Below are 14,829 nucleotides of genomic sequence, written 5' to 3' on the forward strand. Positions count from 1 at the left end.
TCTTACGTCCGCTTAAAACGCGGGCGGTAATGCCGTCAAGCCCGCGGTTTCTTCCAAACCGAGCGCCAAATTCATGTTCTGCACCGCCTGCCCCGCGGCGCCCTTTCCCATATTATCAATCGCGGAAACCGCAATCAGCATTTGCGTGCGCGGGTCAATATGCAGTTCGATTTCACAGAAATTGCTGTACCGCACGTGGTGAATATCCGCCCGCATCCCCTGCGGCAGAACACGCACAAAGTATTCTCTGCGATAAAAGTCCTCATAGGTTTGCTGCAGCTGCTCCAGGGTGGTGCCCGATTTCAAGTGTGCGTAGCAGGTTGCCAAAATCCCGCGGTTCACCGGCAGCAAGTGCGGCGTAAACACAACCGTCACTTCTTCTCCGCAGAAGCGGCGCAGCGTCTGCTCAATTTCCGGCGTATGGCGGTGGCCGCCCACCTTGTAGGCGTGCATTCCCTCGTTCAGCTCCGGATAATGCGTATCCTGCGTTGACTTTCGCCCCGCGCCGGTCACGCCGGACTTGCAGTCGGCGATGATGCCGTCCTTCTCAATCAGCCCTGCCTGCAGCGCCGGCACCAAAGCCAGTGGAACCGCCGTGGTATAACAGCCGGGGTTGGCAATCAGCTTTTTGCCGCGGATTTCGTCACGGAACAGCTCCGGCAAACCGTAAACGGCCTCCTCATGCAGTTCCGGATATACGGCTTTAACCTGATACCACTTCTCATACTCATCCAGACGCTTGAGCCGAAAATCCGCGCCAAGGTCAATCAGGACTTTGCCTGCGTCATGACACTTTTTGGCAATCTCCTGCGACAAACCGTGTGGCAACGCAGCAAACACCACGTCGCTTTTCTGCAGCACTTCCTCTTCCGTACCGCAGCACAAATCGCAAAGACCGTAATACGCCGGGTACACACTGCTCAGCGGTTTGCCCGCAAAGCTGACAGAACTGACAGCTGCAAGCCGCGCCTGCGGATGCCCCGCAAGAACTCGCACCAGCTCCGCACCGGCATAGCCGGTTGCGCCGATAACGCCTGCGTTGACGATCATGTTTTTTCCTTCCTTCCTGAAATTTCAAAAAGGCGGACTCCCGTCCGCCGTTTTCGAATTATTTACCGAGCTTCAACTTTTTGAGCGCCTGTACCTTCAGTGGCAGACCAAACAGATTGATGAATCCGTCCGCATCGCTCTGGTCATATACATCGTCTGCGCTGAACGTGGCGATTTCCTCGTCATACAGGCTGTACGGGCTGGTCACGCCTGCATCAATAATATTGCCTTTATAAAGCTTCAACTTTACATCGCCGGTCACGGTTCCCTGTGTGCTGTCCACAAACGCGGAAAGCGCCTCGCGCAGGGGGGTAAACCACTTGCCGTCATAAACCAACTCCGCAAATTTTTCGCCAATTCCCTGCTTGTAGTGGTAGGTGTCCTTATCCAAGCAGATTTCCTCAAGCTTATTGTGCGCATGGTACAGAATGGTGCCGCCGGGGGTTTCATACACGCCGCGGCTCTTCATGCCGACCAGACGGTTTTCCACAATATCCGCAAGGCCGACACCATTTTCACCGCCGAGCTTGTTCAGCTGGCTGAGCAGGTCAACCGCACAGAGCTTTTGCCCATCCAGAGATACCGGCACGCCCTTTTCAAAATGAATGGTAACGTAAGTCGGCTTGTCGGGCGCTTGCTCCGGCGAAACACCGAGTTCCAGAAAGCCGGGCTTGTTGTACTGCGGCTCATTTGCCGGATCTTCCAAATCCAGACCCTCATGGGAAAGATGCCACAGGTTTTTGTCCTTGCTATAGTTGGTTTCACGGGTGATTTTCAGCGGAATGTTGTGTGCTTCCGCATAGTCAATTTCCTCATCGCGGGACTGGATGTTCCACTCGCGCCACGGGGCAATAATCGGCATATTCGGCGCAAACGCTTTAATGCTCAGTTCAAAACGAACCTGGTCGTTGCCCTTGCCGGTGCAGCCGTGACAGATGGCATCCGCGCCCTCTGCCTGTGCAATTTCGACTAAGCGCTTGGCAATCAGCGGACGCGCAAAGCTGGTGCCGAGCAAGTATTTGTTTTCATACACCGCATCCGCTTTGAGCGTTTCCCAGATGTAGTCCTCCACAAACTGCTTTTTGAGGTCTGCAATGTAAAGCTTGCTGGCGCCGGTCTTCTTTGCCTTTTCCTCCAAGCCTTCCAGCTCACCGCTGCCCTGACCCACGTCGGCCGCCACAGCAATGACTTCACAGTTGTTGTAATTTTCCTTAAGCCACGGGATAATGATGGACGTATCCAGTCCGCCGGAATAAGCCAGCACGACTTTTTTAATATTCTTTTTATCCATATCTGTACAGCCTCCGTTTATTGTTGATGCTTTTATTATACTGCATATACGAAGAAAATCAAGCGATTTTGCATATTTATTCATATTTATGAGAACTTCATAAAATTATTTATTCAAAAGCGGAAATAGGCGGCATTATGTTCGTTTCCTGCGCGGTATCAGGTGCGCAAACGCCCTGTTTTTTCTTGTGGCTGTGTGCTATACTAGAAAAAACAGAATCTTTATTCATGGAGGTACGCTATGAAAGAACTTACAGTAGAATCCCTGCCGTTTGCACCGTTTGAAAAAATTGGGAAGGACTGGATGCTCATCAGCGCCGGCTCCCCCGAAAAGTGCAGCACCATGACCGCCTCCTGGGGCGGACTGGGCATTATGTGGGCAAAGCCTGTTTCCGCAGTCGTCATTCGCCCACAGCGCCATACCTTGCGTTTTCTGGAGCAGAACGACACTTACACCCTTAGCTTTTTTGACGAGGCGCACCGTGGCGCGCTGAATTATTGCGGCAGTCACTCCGGCGGTGAAAACGCAAAAATTGCCGCCGCCGGTTTGACGCTGGTGCCCGACCAGAACGTTCCGATTTTTCAGGAGGCTTCCCTAACACTGGTGTGCAGAAAGCTGTACCACCAGCCGCTGGACCCAAAGGGCTTTGCGGATGCTTCTCTGGACAGCCAGTTTTATGCGGAACACGACTACCACATTCTGTTTGTCGGCGAAGTATGCAAGGCTTACGAAGCCTAAATACAAAAAAGGACCGCTGTGGCTTTTTGCACACAGCAGTCCTTTTTTAATCCCCGCCCGCCGGAGTTTCCGGTTCCTCCAGATAGGGTGCGCACACGGCAAACAGCGACGGCCCGATAAAAGCTTCCAGTTGCACACCGCTCAGGGTGTACTCCTCGCTCAGCACGGTACCCTCCCGCCGGATGCGCGCCGTAAGCCCCGTCTGGGTAAACGGCAGCAGCAGCTTCACCCGCCGCACGCATACCGGCAGCGCCTCTTCAATCGCTGTCAGCAGGCGGTCAATCCCCTGCCCGGTTTTTGCGCTGATGCGCACGCCGCCGCCAATCAGCGGCAAATCCGCAAGCCCCGGCACTTCGTCGCACTTGTTCAGCACCGAGAGTACCGTTCCGGTGCAGCCGAGTGACTCCAGCAGCTTGCGGGTAACGTCCAAGTGCACCTGCGCTTCCTTACTGGAAGCGTCGCAGATATTCAGCAGAATATCCGCGTTGGCTGCCTGTTCCAATGTAGAGCGAAACGCCTGCACCAGGTGATGTGGCAGCCGCCGAACCAAACCAACGGTGTCAATCAGCATCACCGAAAAACCGTTCGGCAGTTTCAGGGCGCGCGCCGTCGGGTCCAGTGTGGCAAACAGCCGGTTTTCCGCCAGCACGCCCGCATCCGTCAGCCGGTTCATCAGCGTGCTTTTCCCCGCATTGGTGTAGCCGACCAGTGCCACAGTCACCACGCCATCTTTTTTGCGGCGGCGGTCAATCTGTGCCCGGTGTTTTTCCACTTCGTCAAGCTGCGCCTGCAGGCTTTGAATGCGCGTGCGGATGTGCCGGCGGTCGGTTTCCAACTTGGTTTCGCCCGGCCCTCGTGTGCCAATGCCGCCGCCCAACCGCGAAAGCGCCGTTCCGCGTCCGGAAAGCCGAGGCAGCAGGTATTGCAGCTGCGCCAGCTCCACCTGCAGCTTTCCCTCTTTAGACCGGGCATTCGCCGCAAAAATGTCCAAAATCAGCATGGTTCGATCCACCACGCGCACACCGACCGCCTGCTCAAGGTTGCGAATCTGGGTAGGGGTCAGCTCCCGGTCGAAAATCAGCAGTTCGATGGCATACTCCACACAGAATGCGGCAATCTCCTCCACCATGCCGCTGCCCACACAGGTTGCGGTGTCCGGTGCCGGGCGTTTCTGTGTCAGTGCACCGAAAGGCTCCGCGCCTGCGCTGCGCACCAACTCATAAAGCTCCGCAAGCGAAGCTTCGGCATCATATTCGCCGGTGTCGCACTCCACCAGCAGCGCGCGCGGCAGCTGCTCTGTATTTTCGTACATCATTGATTCCCTCCGCCCGAATTCATCATTTTCCAACAGGGTTTTATTCTACTGCAAATGTGCCCGATTTGCAATCAGCGAAACGCAACGTAGCAGTACTTGCTGTCTTTTTCGTTCAGCAGTGCATAAACCGCTGTGCCCGCTGTGTCATTCTTTACAGAAAAGCCTTTGTTTTTCAGCACATACAACGGCCCGCAGTACAAGCCCACTGCTGCAATGCCGCCGTACAGTACCAAATTGCCGCTGCTGTCCTTCTGCAGCAGACCTTTCTGAAAAGGAAATACCAGAACTGCCTGCGGATCAAACCCCAGACTGACCGTCTGCAGCTTGCCGCCGTCTCCGGTGTAAGTCCCGCACACCAGCTGTGCGGGGTCTGTCGGCGTCTTGTGCAGGGATGTATCTGCAATATGTTTGCTCAGCCAGTCATCCACCGTTTGGTTATCCCGTACAAAATCCTCGCGCAGCGGATGGTCTTGCGCCTCCCATAAATTCAAACCATGTGCGGTCTGTTTGCTTGACGGCATCGTTTCATCCTCCTGTATTTTGTCTGTTTCTCGATAAACTATCGGTCAAATGGAACGAATCAAAAAATTGGAATTTTACTCCAAAATTAACCTGTGCAAAATTCACGCAAAGCTAAAAAAACACGACGTCCTTCTCCCTTTCCCCCCAAGTTTCCGCCTGTGCGTCGTACTGCGTCCAGTTCTGCGCCTGCGCGTCCAGCGCTGCCCACGACGCGTCCTTTCCGCGCAGGTCGGCCCGCACGGTCAAATGCGCCGGCAGCAGTCGCCGAAGCATCCGTGCCGCAAATTCGCGGTCGTCCGGTGGGACGGATGGACACAGCAGTACCTGCCGTTGCGCAAAGCACTCATAAAGCGGACCACCCAGTCCGAGCGCTTCTGCCGCCTGCAGAAAGTCCGCCCTTGTAAAGCTGTCCGGCCGAATGCGCAGCAGCGCAAGACCAGCGGTGCGGCGGTGCTCCCCGCCATCTGCAATGCCCAGCCACGCGCACTTGCCGGAAAAGCCCCAGTCCTGCGCACTTGCAAAGTACGCTTCGCGTTCCAGTTCCAGCAACCCATCATATGCAAGCTGCAAGGCATCTGCGCAAGCTGAAAGTTCTGCCCGCACCAGGCTTCCGTCCTTTCCCAAGTCATACAGCCCCAGCGGCTTCATCTGCAGCAGCATACTTTCCAATGGCTTCATGTGAATACCTCCACGCTTTTCAGCGTCACCAGCGTGTCGGCAGCCGCTGCCGGAAACACGGTATCCGCCTGCAAAACTGCCTCCTGCACCACGCCGGTGCTGTAAATCCATGTGCAGACCTGTGCCGCACTGGGGGTTTCGCCAATCTGCAAGCCAGAAAAGCCCGTTCGCACAGCGCTGCGCACCGTTTCTGCGGCGGCAATCGCTTCCTGCCCGTCCTTTGCCCGCATGGTAACCGCCACCGTAACCGGCGCGGTCTTTGCCGGATAAACGTGTACCTGCACATTCAGTTCTCTGGCTTTCTCCATGCTTTTCTGCACACGCTGCACAACTTCCTCCGGGGCAGCCACACCGGCAGCGGCAAGCCACACTGTCACTTCACCGGCAGCCGGCGTTACCGCCTGCACCGATACCGAGGAAACACCCGCCGCCTGCTGTGCAAGCCGCCGGTAAAAGGCAAGATTTGTGCCGTTGCTCTGCTGCTGCCCCAGCTCCAGCAGCTGTTTGCGCAGTTGGCTGTCTGTCTGGGCATCCCTGCCTCCGGAAAATCCCTGTGGGTTCGTCACCGAAGCCACATAGGTGTTGGCGGTAACCAGTGCATTCACCGCACCGGCGGCAAGGTTTCCCGCCGGGCCGGATTTCACCGCACGAGCCTGCACCACGGCAGTCTGCCCGCCGCGTACCGGCAGCCGCAGTTCTTCCAGTGTTTCCACCAGCACCGGATTCTCCCCGCCGGTCGTGCATTGGGTTCCCGCCGACAAAACCACGGCAAAGGGCACATCCTGCGCCGTGGTAAACTGCAGGCTGCCCTGCGCCTGCGCCGCCTGCGCCCGCTGCAGGCCGTGTTCCTGCGCCAGTTTGTCCAGTTGCCCGCCCACCGCCGTCTGCGGCAGCAAAGACTGCTTCAGCCACGCCAGATCCGTCAGCAAATTATAAACCTCTCCTGCCAGCACGCGAAAGCGGATGGCGGTATCCGATGCCGCATCCGGCGCAAAGCCGGTTTCCTTCGCGTAGGCGGTGTTCATCCGCTGCACCAATTCTTCATAGGAAATCATGATTCTCCCCCGCTTTCCGCATACGGCACCAGCACTTCCTGCTGTGTACCCTGTACCTGCAGTTCCACACAAATACCGCTTGTTCGCACCCGCACTGCTGTCACGCGCACCTGCGGAAGCATCGGTGCCAGCGCCTCCTGTGCAAACTGCAGCGCCTGCAGATTGGCATCCGCCGCACCGACACGAACCTGCGCCAATCTGCTCCCAAACGCCGGTGCGTACACAAATGCGCCGCGCCGCGTGCACAGCCGCATGGCTGCTTCCTGCAGGCGTTCCGCTGTACCCGAAACCTGCTGCAGTGTGCCGCCTGCCTGCACATAATCTCCGTTTTTAATTGCTGTTTCCATTTGCACGCTCCTGCTTCACTGCGGGAAATGTCTGCCCGTTGATGACCACTTCTCCGTTGGCTTTCAAATATATCTGTGCACCGCCTTCTGCGCAGAGCAGCAGTTCCCCCGGCTGCAGGGTCGTGCCATCAAACGGCACCCCCGTGCAGACAACGCCGTCTTCTGTTTTCAGCAGCACCGCGCGTGTGCCGTCCGGGGCGCGCCACCGCACCCCCCACGGCGCGCACATCTGCACGCCCGCATAATCGGTCAGCGTCTGTACGTTTGCCGCTCCGGTGATCTTTCCCATCTGTGCCGGCTCCTGTACCGGCGCCGCCTGCAGCAGCTGATTCAGCATCCACACTGCAATTCCCCCTTTTCCTGTGCGTACAGCAGAAAGCGCGTGGTCTTTCCGCTTGCGGAAAGGCTGTACAAAACCTGTCCAATCCGCAGTTCCCGCGTTTTTCCGCGGTGGTTCAGCACGGCCTTCTGTCCGGTCTGCGCGCGCACCCAGCCGGCGCACAGCACCGTCACCGAAAGCATTGCTTTTTGTGCCGTCTGCAGCAGTGCCGCCGCATCCGTCGTCCGCCTGCACCGCAAAAGGCCCAGTTGCTGCACAAAGCTGTCCTGCGCCCGTTTTTTCCAGATTCCATTGTTGTATTCCCAGATTTCCGACAGCCCGCGGTAAAAGTTCCGCTGCTCGCAAACCTGCATATATGGAATTCCCTTTCCGCCCAAAAGGAGCGCTTCCCCGCCGTTCTGCGCCTCGGCTGTTAAAACGCCGTCCATTTCCCGCAGCGTCTGACCCAGATAGTTCTGGCAAAATTCCGCCAACACCTGCCATTCGCTGATTCCCTTTTCTACGGTGTATGGCACTTCAAAAATATCCGTACAGCCCGCCGCGCCCGCAAAGCCATAGGGAACCGCATGGTCGCGGATAAGCTGCGGCAGGCTCGGCCTTGCATACAGGCACGGCAGCGCCTCGCTGTCCAGCAGCAGGGCGGCACGGCTGCGCGCCGTTAACTTCAACAGCCGCGCAGCGCCGTCCGTCTGCATCAGGGTATCCACAACGCCGTCAAACCATACCGTGCCGTCTATCTCCTCCACACGAAAGAACGCGGCGCACGGCACATCTTCCCACGCCGGAAACACCGCCTGCAGCCCGGCCGCCGGCGCATCTTCGTCTTTCTGCAGGGAAACGGAAACCGGCGCGGGCAGCTTCCATTTCTGCCCGTCTGCATTCTGCAGAAAATAGTTCAAGGCAAACTCAACTCCAATCCTTCCGGCAGTTCATTCACCCAGCGGATTTTCCCCGGATTTGCCGCTAAAAGCGCTTCGGCAGAAACACCGGCTTTCTGTGCCGCACTCCACAGGCACTCCCCTGCCTGTACCCGGTAAGTCTGCGGCTGCCCCTCCGGCACTCCCGTTACATGAAACGCAAACCGGTACGCAATCCGGTCTTCCCTGGGTGTGCCGTCCAGTGTCAGCGCGGTAAAAACCGCTGTGACCGGCTTCCTGCCCGGCAGGTACAGCGCACCGGCGCCCTCTTTCTCATAGCACGCACAGAGCGCCTGCCACTGTTCGGCGGCTTCCTTTCCCAGAAATACGCCGCTGCCGGTCACGTTTTGTCCACGCTCCCCCAGTTCCTGCAGCACTTCCCCACTTTCAGGCTGCTGCAGCACCTGCGTATACTTTTCCTGTTCCATACACAACGTATCAGGCAGCCGCGGCCACGAAAACGTTTTATAGCCCATAAACAGCTGCATCATATTTCCACCAACGGATGCGGGTACCGCAGGCTTTCCTGCTCCAAAGCACTGCTCAACCGTTCCTGCGGTGTCTGTAATGTTTCATCCATCCGCCTCACCTCCCCCAGCCGTCCTGCTGTTCCAGCACCGCCCAGGTATACAGCCGTTCGCCGCCGGCAAACACTCCGTCACAGCGCAGGACTGTATAAAAGTGCCCTTCGCACGCAATTGTTTCCCCCACCTGCGGGCAAAACGTGTGCGGTGCCGTCATTCGGTAGCGGTTGTCCTCCTGTTCTTCGTCCCGCAGCGGCCGCAGCAGAATGTGTGCCTGCTGTTCGCCGCAGGACGCCTCGCTGCCGTAGCGGACAAGCAGGTCTGCAACCAGTGCCGCCCGCGTCATGAAATCCTCCGGAAGACAAATGCTTCATCGTGCAGATACGGCGCCGCTGCAGCCAGTGCGTCCCGCCAGATCTGATGGGCGCCCTCTCGTGTGTTTCCCCCGGCAAACCGGACTTCCCCCGCTGTAAAATCGCCGTCTACCTCGGTCAGCGTCAGCTGCCAATTTACCAATGCCGCCGCAGCCGCCTCCAGCAGACTGTCGCCTCCCAACTGTCTGCGCTGTGCCTCCAGCCGTTCCATCGCATCCTGCACCAACGGCAGATAATCCGTTTCCTGCTGCGCCGTCACGGCTCTGAGCAGCCGCAGCCTGGTCCATACATTTTCTGTTTTCATAGTATCCTCCAAACGCCCGCCCCTGCCCCGCAGCCAAGCTGCCTCTTTCTCTGCTTCGGCTTTAAGCAGCGCAGTTCAACACTTTCACTGCGCCGTTGAAGATTTTTGTGAAGCCCGCAATCGTGCTGATGGTTGCACGTTCCAGCTGCCGGTCAATCAGTTTGTCATATTCGGTCTGCACATCGCCTGCCTGCACCATTTCCAGCGCGCAGGTACGGTCAATGCCAATCAGCTTGCCGTCCGGCACATCCGGCACGTGCAGAAGCTGCGCCCCCATCGGGGCCACCAGCCGGCCGGTGCCTTGAAAGTTCAGTCCTGCCTGTGCGTCACGCATTTCCGCAAGCCCCAGTACCTGCTGCACTGCCGCAGTGCCGCCCAACAGACCGTTCATACGGTAAGGCGTCAGCTTGCCCCAAAGCTGCAGCAGACCCGCATAGGTCACCCCTTTTTCAGCAGTCAGTTCCTCTGCCTGATCCTTGCCGTCATCTCCGTGCAGCAGCACCTGCACCGCATCGCCCATCTGCATCCGCGCAATGTACGCGCCAATCTGCCGCAGAGTTACGGTAAACAGATCCAGCCGCTGAAAGCGCAGTGCCTCGTAGCTTGCCACCAACATCCGCCCGCGCTTGTGCAAATGCACCAGATGATCCTGCGTGCGCACCACTGTCTGCGGTACTGCAGTTCCTTCCGCCACCAGTTTCAGTTCCTTTTCTGCCTCCAGCGGCGTGCTGGTGATGGTCCGGTAATCCATCCCCTCCACCTGCGTTGTCGTTGCAACCAGACTCGGCAGCAGGTTTTCCTGCTCCATTCCCTGCCGCACCGCGCGGCAAACATATTCCGGAAACAGCGCGGCACTTTCTCCGGTTTGAAAGAATTTTTCCACACGGTCACTGCCGCGCCCATTCACATGAATATCAAAGCGCTTGAGCTGGCGCTGGTAGGCATCCAGTTCCTCCAACGGTGTTCCACGGTAATTCTCTGAACGGTCCAGGCTCTCCAGAACCGCAGAAAAACTTTTTCCCGTACCGTACATACCCTTTTCCAAATGCAGGTTCTCATAAAATGCCATATTTTTACTCCTCCTTACAGAATAAATCCAACGTGTGTGCTGTCAGCATCCACCACCAGACGCTTCACGCCGTCTGTACCGGCTGCAGCGGCCTGTACGCTGCCGTCTGTTCCCGCGGTGAAAACCTGATACCCCACTGCCGGCTGATTGCCGCTGTACGGCAGCGAAACATAGCCACTCAGCTGAACAGCAGCATAGCCGTCCCGCCACGAAAGCGCAACACCGCAGAATGCACCGTCCGCCGCCGCAACCACACCGCTTTCCGTTACCATCACCGGTGTTCCGGCGGCAATTTGTTTTTCGCAGCGAAAAGTCGCCGCATTTTCCGCGAATCCGTTCATAGCTGTGTCCATAAAATTCCCTCCTGTATAAATATAAAAAATATTACCATACGTTTATATCCGTGCCTATTCTGTACCACAAGGCAGTTACACTCGAAGCGCCAACTTCGCCCTGACGCAGATTGCTAAAGAAGCGGGCACACTCCCCGTGAGCTTCAGCACACCGCCGCGGGGGCTCCCCGCGCTTTCCCGGGCATTCGCAAAAAGCAACGAAAAGCGATGTTTTCGAAGCGCTAACTTCGCCCTGACGCAGATTGCTAAAGAAGCAGGAGTGCGCCCCGTGAGCTTCAGCACACCGCCCGCGGGGGCTCCCCGCGCTTCAGTGCACCGACTGTGGGGGGCTTAGATGCGAAAACTTTCATCCGCCCCTGTGCGCTGCTTTTCCACCGCCAGCTGCGGCTGCAGCGGCACCACACTCCCGGCAGCCCGCCGCAGTCCTTTCACCACTTGCTCCAGTTCTTCCGGTGAAAGTCCTTCCGCCATTCTCTGTGCCGTCTGCGCCGTCACGCCCGGACAGGTAATTGAAAAATATTTCGCCGTTTCCTGCAGCATTCGCGCTTTCCACCGCCTGCCCCATTCTGCATCCTCTGCTTTTACAGACGATTCCTGCGTGTGGCAGCTCTTGGTTACGCCTGCCTCCCGCTGCGCCGGAACCGCAACAAAGCTCCACTCATACGCATCCTGTGGGTCTCCCAGTATCGTGCAGCAAGGTTGCCCGCCGTAGATTTCTCCGCTGCGGTGCCCGCAGTCTTTTTCCCGCCGGTCTGTTCCGCAGACAGAGCACACCGCACTGCCCATACTGCACCCCACGCTGACTTCCTTCTTAATGCCGCTGTCAATCTCCAGAATCAAGTCCTCGTTGCCCTGCGTCCGCGGCATATACGCCTTGGCCACCAACCGCGTATATGGCTCCCCGCAGGAAGTTCGGCGGCTCTGGTCGGTTTCCACCGCTGTGTCATAGATTCGCGCACTCTGCGTTTTTGCGTCCATGCTGTGGTTAAAAATTCCGCTTTTTCCCAAAAATAAATCTGCCAAACCGTACAGTGCCTGCGTAGAAAAGCGTTCGCCGTCCCGGTCAATCTCATTGTCGCACAGCGCAACCTTGAACGTGTACACTTCCTCTGCCGTAAACGGTCTGCGGGTCAGGTGGTTGATCTTTTCCAAATCCTCCTGTTCTGGCCGCACCGCACTTTTCAGTACATATCCGCTCTGCATTTTCTCTCTCCTCTCACAGTTCCCGGCGCAGCTTCTCTGTCTGCACCTGTACCAACTCCGCCTGCGCATTGGTCAGGCTTGCGTTCGCCATTTCCGTTTTGTCCTGCAGGGTAACGTCATTCCACACAATGTCAAATGGCATACTGTTCCCGTCCAGCCGCATCCACAGCGCGCAGATTTTGTCAATCACCGGATTCAGCAGCCTGCGGTACGCCTCCAGTTCACTGGTCAAAATATCCGACTGCTGGCTGCTCATGCGCTCGGTGCTGGACCAGGAAATCCCCAACAAAAACGGTGGCACACCCAGTTTCGCCACAATCTGCTCCAGCATCTGCCGCACCGGCACTTCGCTGTTTAAAATCTGGTTGTCCGCACCAATCGCTTTGATTTCCACATCCCCAACCGCCACAAAGTCGCTTCTGCTGTTCGGACGCATCGCGCGGCTCCACTCCTGCGCCATCTGCTGCGCGTGCTCGGCGGCAAAGGCACGGTCTTCCTCGCCGGGTCGGCAGGTCACCGCAAAGCGGACGTTCCCCACACGCTCCCAGTTCACACCGATGGTATGAAAAATCTGAACCAGAATGTCACTGACAAAGGAAAGCCCCTGCAGAACGCTTGTCCCCTTTGCGCTGCCCGGCGCCGGATTCAGCGCCGTGTGAAACACCAGTTCCGGATAGCGCACCGCTTCGCTGCCGCCCGCACAGCGCCGCCGCACTTCAATTTCCAGCGGTGACTTCACCCGCAGTTCCACATCTGACAGCGCAGCATTGTACAGCGCTTTTAATTCTCCGTTCTGTACCACAGCCTCCCCCACCGCATTGCCGTAGGTCAGCAGTTGATCCAAATACGCCGTAATAAAGGAAAAGATTCCCGAACTGCCCGCGCCGACCGGCACCGTGTGCAAGAAAGTGTTCAGTCTGTCCTGCACGGCGCGGTCACCGCACTCCACATGAAACTTTCCAATCAGCCGTACCAGCTTGTCCAGCGCCGCGTCAATCATTGGCACCGCTTCGCGCAGCTGCCGGTACAGCCGCAGTTCCCCCGCATTCAGCGGTACATACTGCTGTACCGCTGAAAAAGGCAGTTCCGCCGCCCTGGTCTGTACAGCCAGGGCGCTTACCGCCGTTTGCTTTTTCTTCCACTTTCGCATAAATTCCTCCCGCTTTTACGATTCGCGCACCGCCAACGCCGCCGCAAAGCCACCGCTTCCGGTCAGCACCGTAGAAACAAAGTACCGCAGGTCGTCCATTGCGTGGTCATTTTCCTTCACCGGCGCTTCCTTTCCATCCTGCCAGCGGTACAGAGAAAACTCCCGCCAGGTATCCCCGCAGTTCCGACAAATGCGCACCCGGCCTTCCTTCAGCGCCAATCCTGTACGGCGGATGCCCTGCAGCACATCGTTGCGTGCCGGCGTCACTGGGAACCGGCCGTGCCGCCGTATCGTTTCCATGAAGCTTGCCGCCGACGGGTCTGCCACGACACGGGAAATGCGCTTACCGCGGCACAGATCCTCCAGTCCGCGGTAATGCTCTTCGTCCGTGCGTGGTCCGTTTTTCCTGCCGTCATAGTAGTATTCGTCCACCCGATACCAAACGGCTCCGCACCGTCCCCACAGACCGAACGAACTCGGATTCTGCGTGCCGTAATCGCAGCTGACCGCATATTCTTCGCAGCTCGTCGGCACATCCGCCGCCATTCCGCTGTTCATAAACGGATAGATAAGCCCCTCTGCCGCCACCCATTTCCCCAGCACATACCGCTCATAAAATGTACCGGTGTACAAATTCCGGTAGCGCGCCTTCACTTTTTCAGAAAGACCCGGATTGTCCTCCATGGTAAAGTGCAGGTACCGTGCATTTTTCCGCGCCGCGCCCAGAATCCATTCCCGGTAAAACCAGTGTTCGGGATTTTCTGGATTGCAGTTAAACCAGAAGCGGCTGCCCTCCACGCTGCAGCGCGCCAGTGCCTGCTCCACAAACTCCTGCGGCATCAGCGCCGCCTCGTCAAACAGCACGCCTGCCAGCGTAATGCCCTGAATCAGCGCGGCGCTTCCCGCATCCCGCCCGCCAAATAAGTAAAAGCGGTTGCAGTACCGTCCGGCTGTCACCCGCAGCAGGCTTTCTCCGGCTTTCAGTTCCCAGTGGAATCCTGCCGCAGTCAGCGCCGGCAGCAGTGTTGTAATCAGGTTGCGCCGCAGCGAACGCACGGTTTTGCCGCAAATTGCAAAGCTGCGTTCCCGAAAGCACGCCATCGCCCAGCAGACAAAGCCCAACCCCATGCACAGCGTTTTGCCGCTGCGCACCGCGCCGTCACAGATCAGCGCGTCAAATCCCGCATCCGCACTTCCCGGGCACCACCAGGTCATCGCACGCAGCTGCTTTTCGCTAAACCGCATCGCCGCCGCCCCGTCCGACTTCTTTTACCGCCTGCGCCGATTGGTTCAGTGCCGCAAACAGCGGCTGCACGCTTTCCTCTCCGCCGAGCTGCGCCAGCATCTGCGCGGCTTTCAGCCGGTCTGCAAATTTGATTTCCACACCCTTGTCGCTCCGCTTCACCTCCGCTACACAGTACAGGTCCAGCTTCCGCAGACACTCCGGCTCCTGCGGTTCAAACAGCAGCCGCACCGCATCGTTAATCCGGCCGCGCGCCAGCCTTCTGCAAACCTGCAGCGCTTCCTTGCGTGTATCCATCTGCTCCCCCATTTCTGCAGGCGGTTTTGTCGGCCTGCAGTCCTCCGTATGTCAGCCGC

General features: G+C 57.8%; 19 protein-coding genes. 1 reads left to right on the plus strand and 18 read right to left on the minus strand.

Annotation, left to right across the window (positions count from 1 at the left end):
• Positions 1-12 precede the first annotated feature (12 nt).
• On the minus strand, positions 13-1,047 hold the full coding sequence (argC, locus tag PXC00_RS13270) for an N-acetyl-gamma-glutamyl-phosphate reductase (protein WP_275844293.1): 1,035 nt from the start codon (positions 1,045-1,047) through the stop codon (positions 13-15).
• 61 nt (positions 1,048-1,108) lie between these two features.
• Positions 1,109-2,341, minus strand: coding sequence for an argininosuccinate synthase (locus PXC00_RS13275; protein ID WP_275844201.1), 1,233 nt, complete (start codon positions 2,339-2,341; stop codon positions 1,109-1,111).
• A 240-nt stretch (positions 2,342-2,581) separates the two neighbouring features.
• Here PXC00_RS13275 and PXC00_RS13280 point away from each other — a divergent pair, with 240 nt between their 5' ends.
• On the plus strand, positions 2,582-3,079 hold the full coding sequence (locus tag PXC00_RS13280; RefSeq protein ID WP_275844202.1) for a flavin reductase family protein: 498 nt from the start codon (positions 2,582-2,584) through the stop codon (positions 3,077-3,079).
• 46 nt (positions 3,080-3,125) lie between these two features.
• On the opposite strand, the gene hflX is transcribed toward PXC00_RS13280, so the two are convergent.
• The 16 genes from hflX to PXC00_RS13360 form a co-directional block, all read right to left on the minus strand.
• On the minus strand, positions 3,126-4,391 hold the full coding sequence (gene hflX, locus PXC00_RS13285; protein ID WP_275844294.1) for a GTPase HflX: 1,266 nt from the start codon (positions 4,389-4,391) through the stop codon (positions 3,126-3,128).
• Between the two features lie 74 nt (positions 4,392-4,465).
• Positions 4,466-4,915 (minus strand): hypothetical protein, encoded by a 450-nt coding sequence (locus tag PXC00_RS13290; protein ID WP_275844203.1) that lies wholly within the window; start codon positions 4,913-4,915, stop codon positions 4,466-4,468.
• Between the two features lie 112 nt (positions 4,916-5,027).
• The gene (locus tag PXC00_RS13295; RefSeq protein WP_275844204.1) at positions 5,028-5,594 is read right to left on the minus strand and encodes a hypothetical protein; all 567 of its coding nucleotides are present in this window, start codon (positions 5,592-5,594) and stop codon (positions 5,028-5,030) included.
• On the minus strand, positions 5,591-6,649 hold the full coding sequence (locus tag PXC00_RS13300; RefSeq protein ID WP_275844205.1) for a baseplate J/gp47 family protein: 1,059 nt from the start codon (positions 6,647-6,649) through the stop codon (positions 5,591-5,593). The genes PXC00_RS13295 and PXC00_RS13300 overlap by 4 nt, the downstream gene beginning before the upstream one ends.
• The gene (locus PXC00_RS13305; protein ID WP_275844206.1) at positions 6,646-6,996 is read right to left on the minus strand and encodes a hypothetical protein; all 351 of its coding nucleotides are present in this window, start codon (positions 6,994-6,996) and stop codon (positions 6,646-6,648) included. Before PXC00_RS13305 ends, PXC00_RS13300 begins: the two co-directional genes overlap by 4 nt.
• Positions 6,980-7,333 carry a hypothetical protein gene (locus PXC00_RS13310; protein WP_275844207.1) on the minus strand — a complete coding sequence of 118 codons (354 nt, stop codon included), beginning with the start codon at positions 7,331-7,333 and terminating at the stop codon, positions 6,980-6,982. The genes PXC00_RS13305 and PXC00_RS13310 overlap by 17 nt, the downstream gene beginning before the upstream one ends.
• Positions 7,327-8,235, minus strand: coding sequence for a hypothetical protein (locus PXC00_RS13315; RefSeq protein ID WP_275844208.1), 909 nt, complete (start codon positions 8,233-8,235; stop codon positions 7,327-7,329). The genes PXC00_RS13310 and PXC00_RS13315 overlap by 7 nt, the downstream gene beginning before the upstream one ends.
• On the minus strand, positions 8,232-8,744 hold the full coding sequence (locus PXC00_RS13320) for a LysM peptidoglycan-binding domain-containing protein (RefSeq protein WP_275844209.1): 513 nt from the start codon (positions 8,742-8,744) through the stop codon (positions 8,232-8,234). Before PXC00_RS13320 ends, PXC00_RS13315 begins: the two co-directional genes overlap by 4 nt.
• A 94-nt stretch (positions 8,745-8,838) precedes the next feature.
• Entirely contained in the window at positions 8,839-9,123 is a 285-nt protein-coding gene (locus PXC00_RS13325; protein WP_275844210.1) for a hypothetical protein, read from the minus strand.
• Entirely contained in the window at positions 9,120-9,455 is a 336-nt protein-coding gene (locus PXC00_RS13330; protein ID WP_275844211.1) for a hypothetical protein, read from the minus strand. The genes PXC00_RS13325 and PXC00_RS13330 overlap by 4 nt, the downstream gene beginning before the upstream one ends.
• Before the next feature lie 61 nt (positions 9,456-9,516).
• On the minus strand, positions 9,517-10,524 hold the full coding sequence (locus PXC00_RS13335) for a phage major capsid protein (protein ID WP_275844212.1): 1,008 nt from the start codon (positions 10,522-10,524) through the stop codon (positions 9,517-9,519).
• Positions 10,525-10,538: 14 nt separating this feature from the next.
• Positions 10,539-10,877, minus strand: coding sequence for a hypothetical protein (locus PXC00_RS13340; RefSeq protein WP_275844213.1), 339 nt, complete (start codon positions 10,875-10,877; stop codon positions 10,539-10,541).
• Positions 10,878-11,207: 330 nt separating this feature from the next.
• The gene (locus tag PXC00_RS13345; protein WP_275844214.1) at positions 11,208-12,080 is read right to left on the minus strand and encodes a hypothetical protein; all 873 of its coding nucleotides are present in this window, start codon (positions 12,078-12,080) and stop codon (positions 11,208-11,210) included.
• Between the two features lie 13 nt (positions 12,081-12,093).
• Positions 12,094-13,230: a phage portal protein gene (locus PXC00_RS13350; RefSeq protein ID WP_275844215.1), complete on the minus strand. Its 1,137-nt coding sequence runs from the start codon at positions 13,228-13,230 to the stop codon at positions 12,094-12,096.
• A 15-nt stretch (positions 13,231-13,245) separates the two neighbouring features.
• The gene (locus PXC00_RS13355) at positions 13,246-14,475 is read right to left on the minus strand and encodes a PBSX family phage terminase large subunit (protein ID WP_275844216.1); all 1,230 of its coding nucleotides are present in this window, start codon (positions 14,473-14,475) and stop codon (positions 13,246-13,248) included.
• A complete protein-coding gene (locus PXC00_RS13360; protein WP_275844217.1) occupies positions 14,465-14,770 on the minus strand; it encodes a terminase small subunit in 306 nt (101 codons plus the stop codon). Before PXC00_RS13360 ends, PXC00_RS13355 begins: the two co-directional genes overlap by 11 nt.
• Positions 14,771-14,829: the final 59 nt, after the last annotated feature.

Source organism: Caproicibacterium argilliputei, assembly GCF_029211325.2.
In the GTDB taxonomy this organism is placed as follows: Bacteria; Bacillota; Clostridia; order Oscillospirales; family Acutalibacteraceae; genus Caproicibacterium; species Caproicibacterium argilliputei.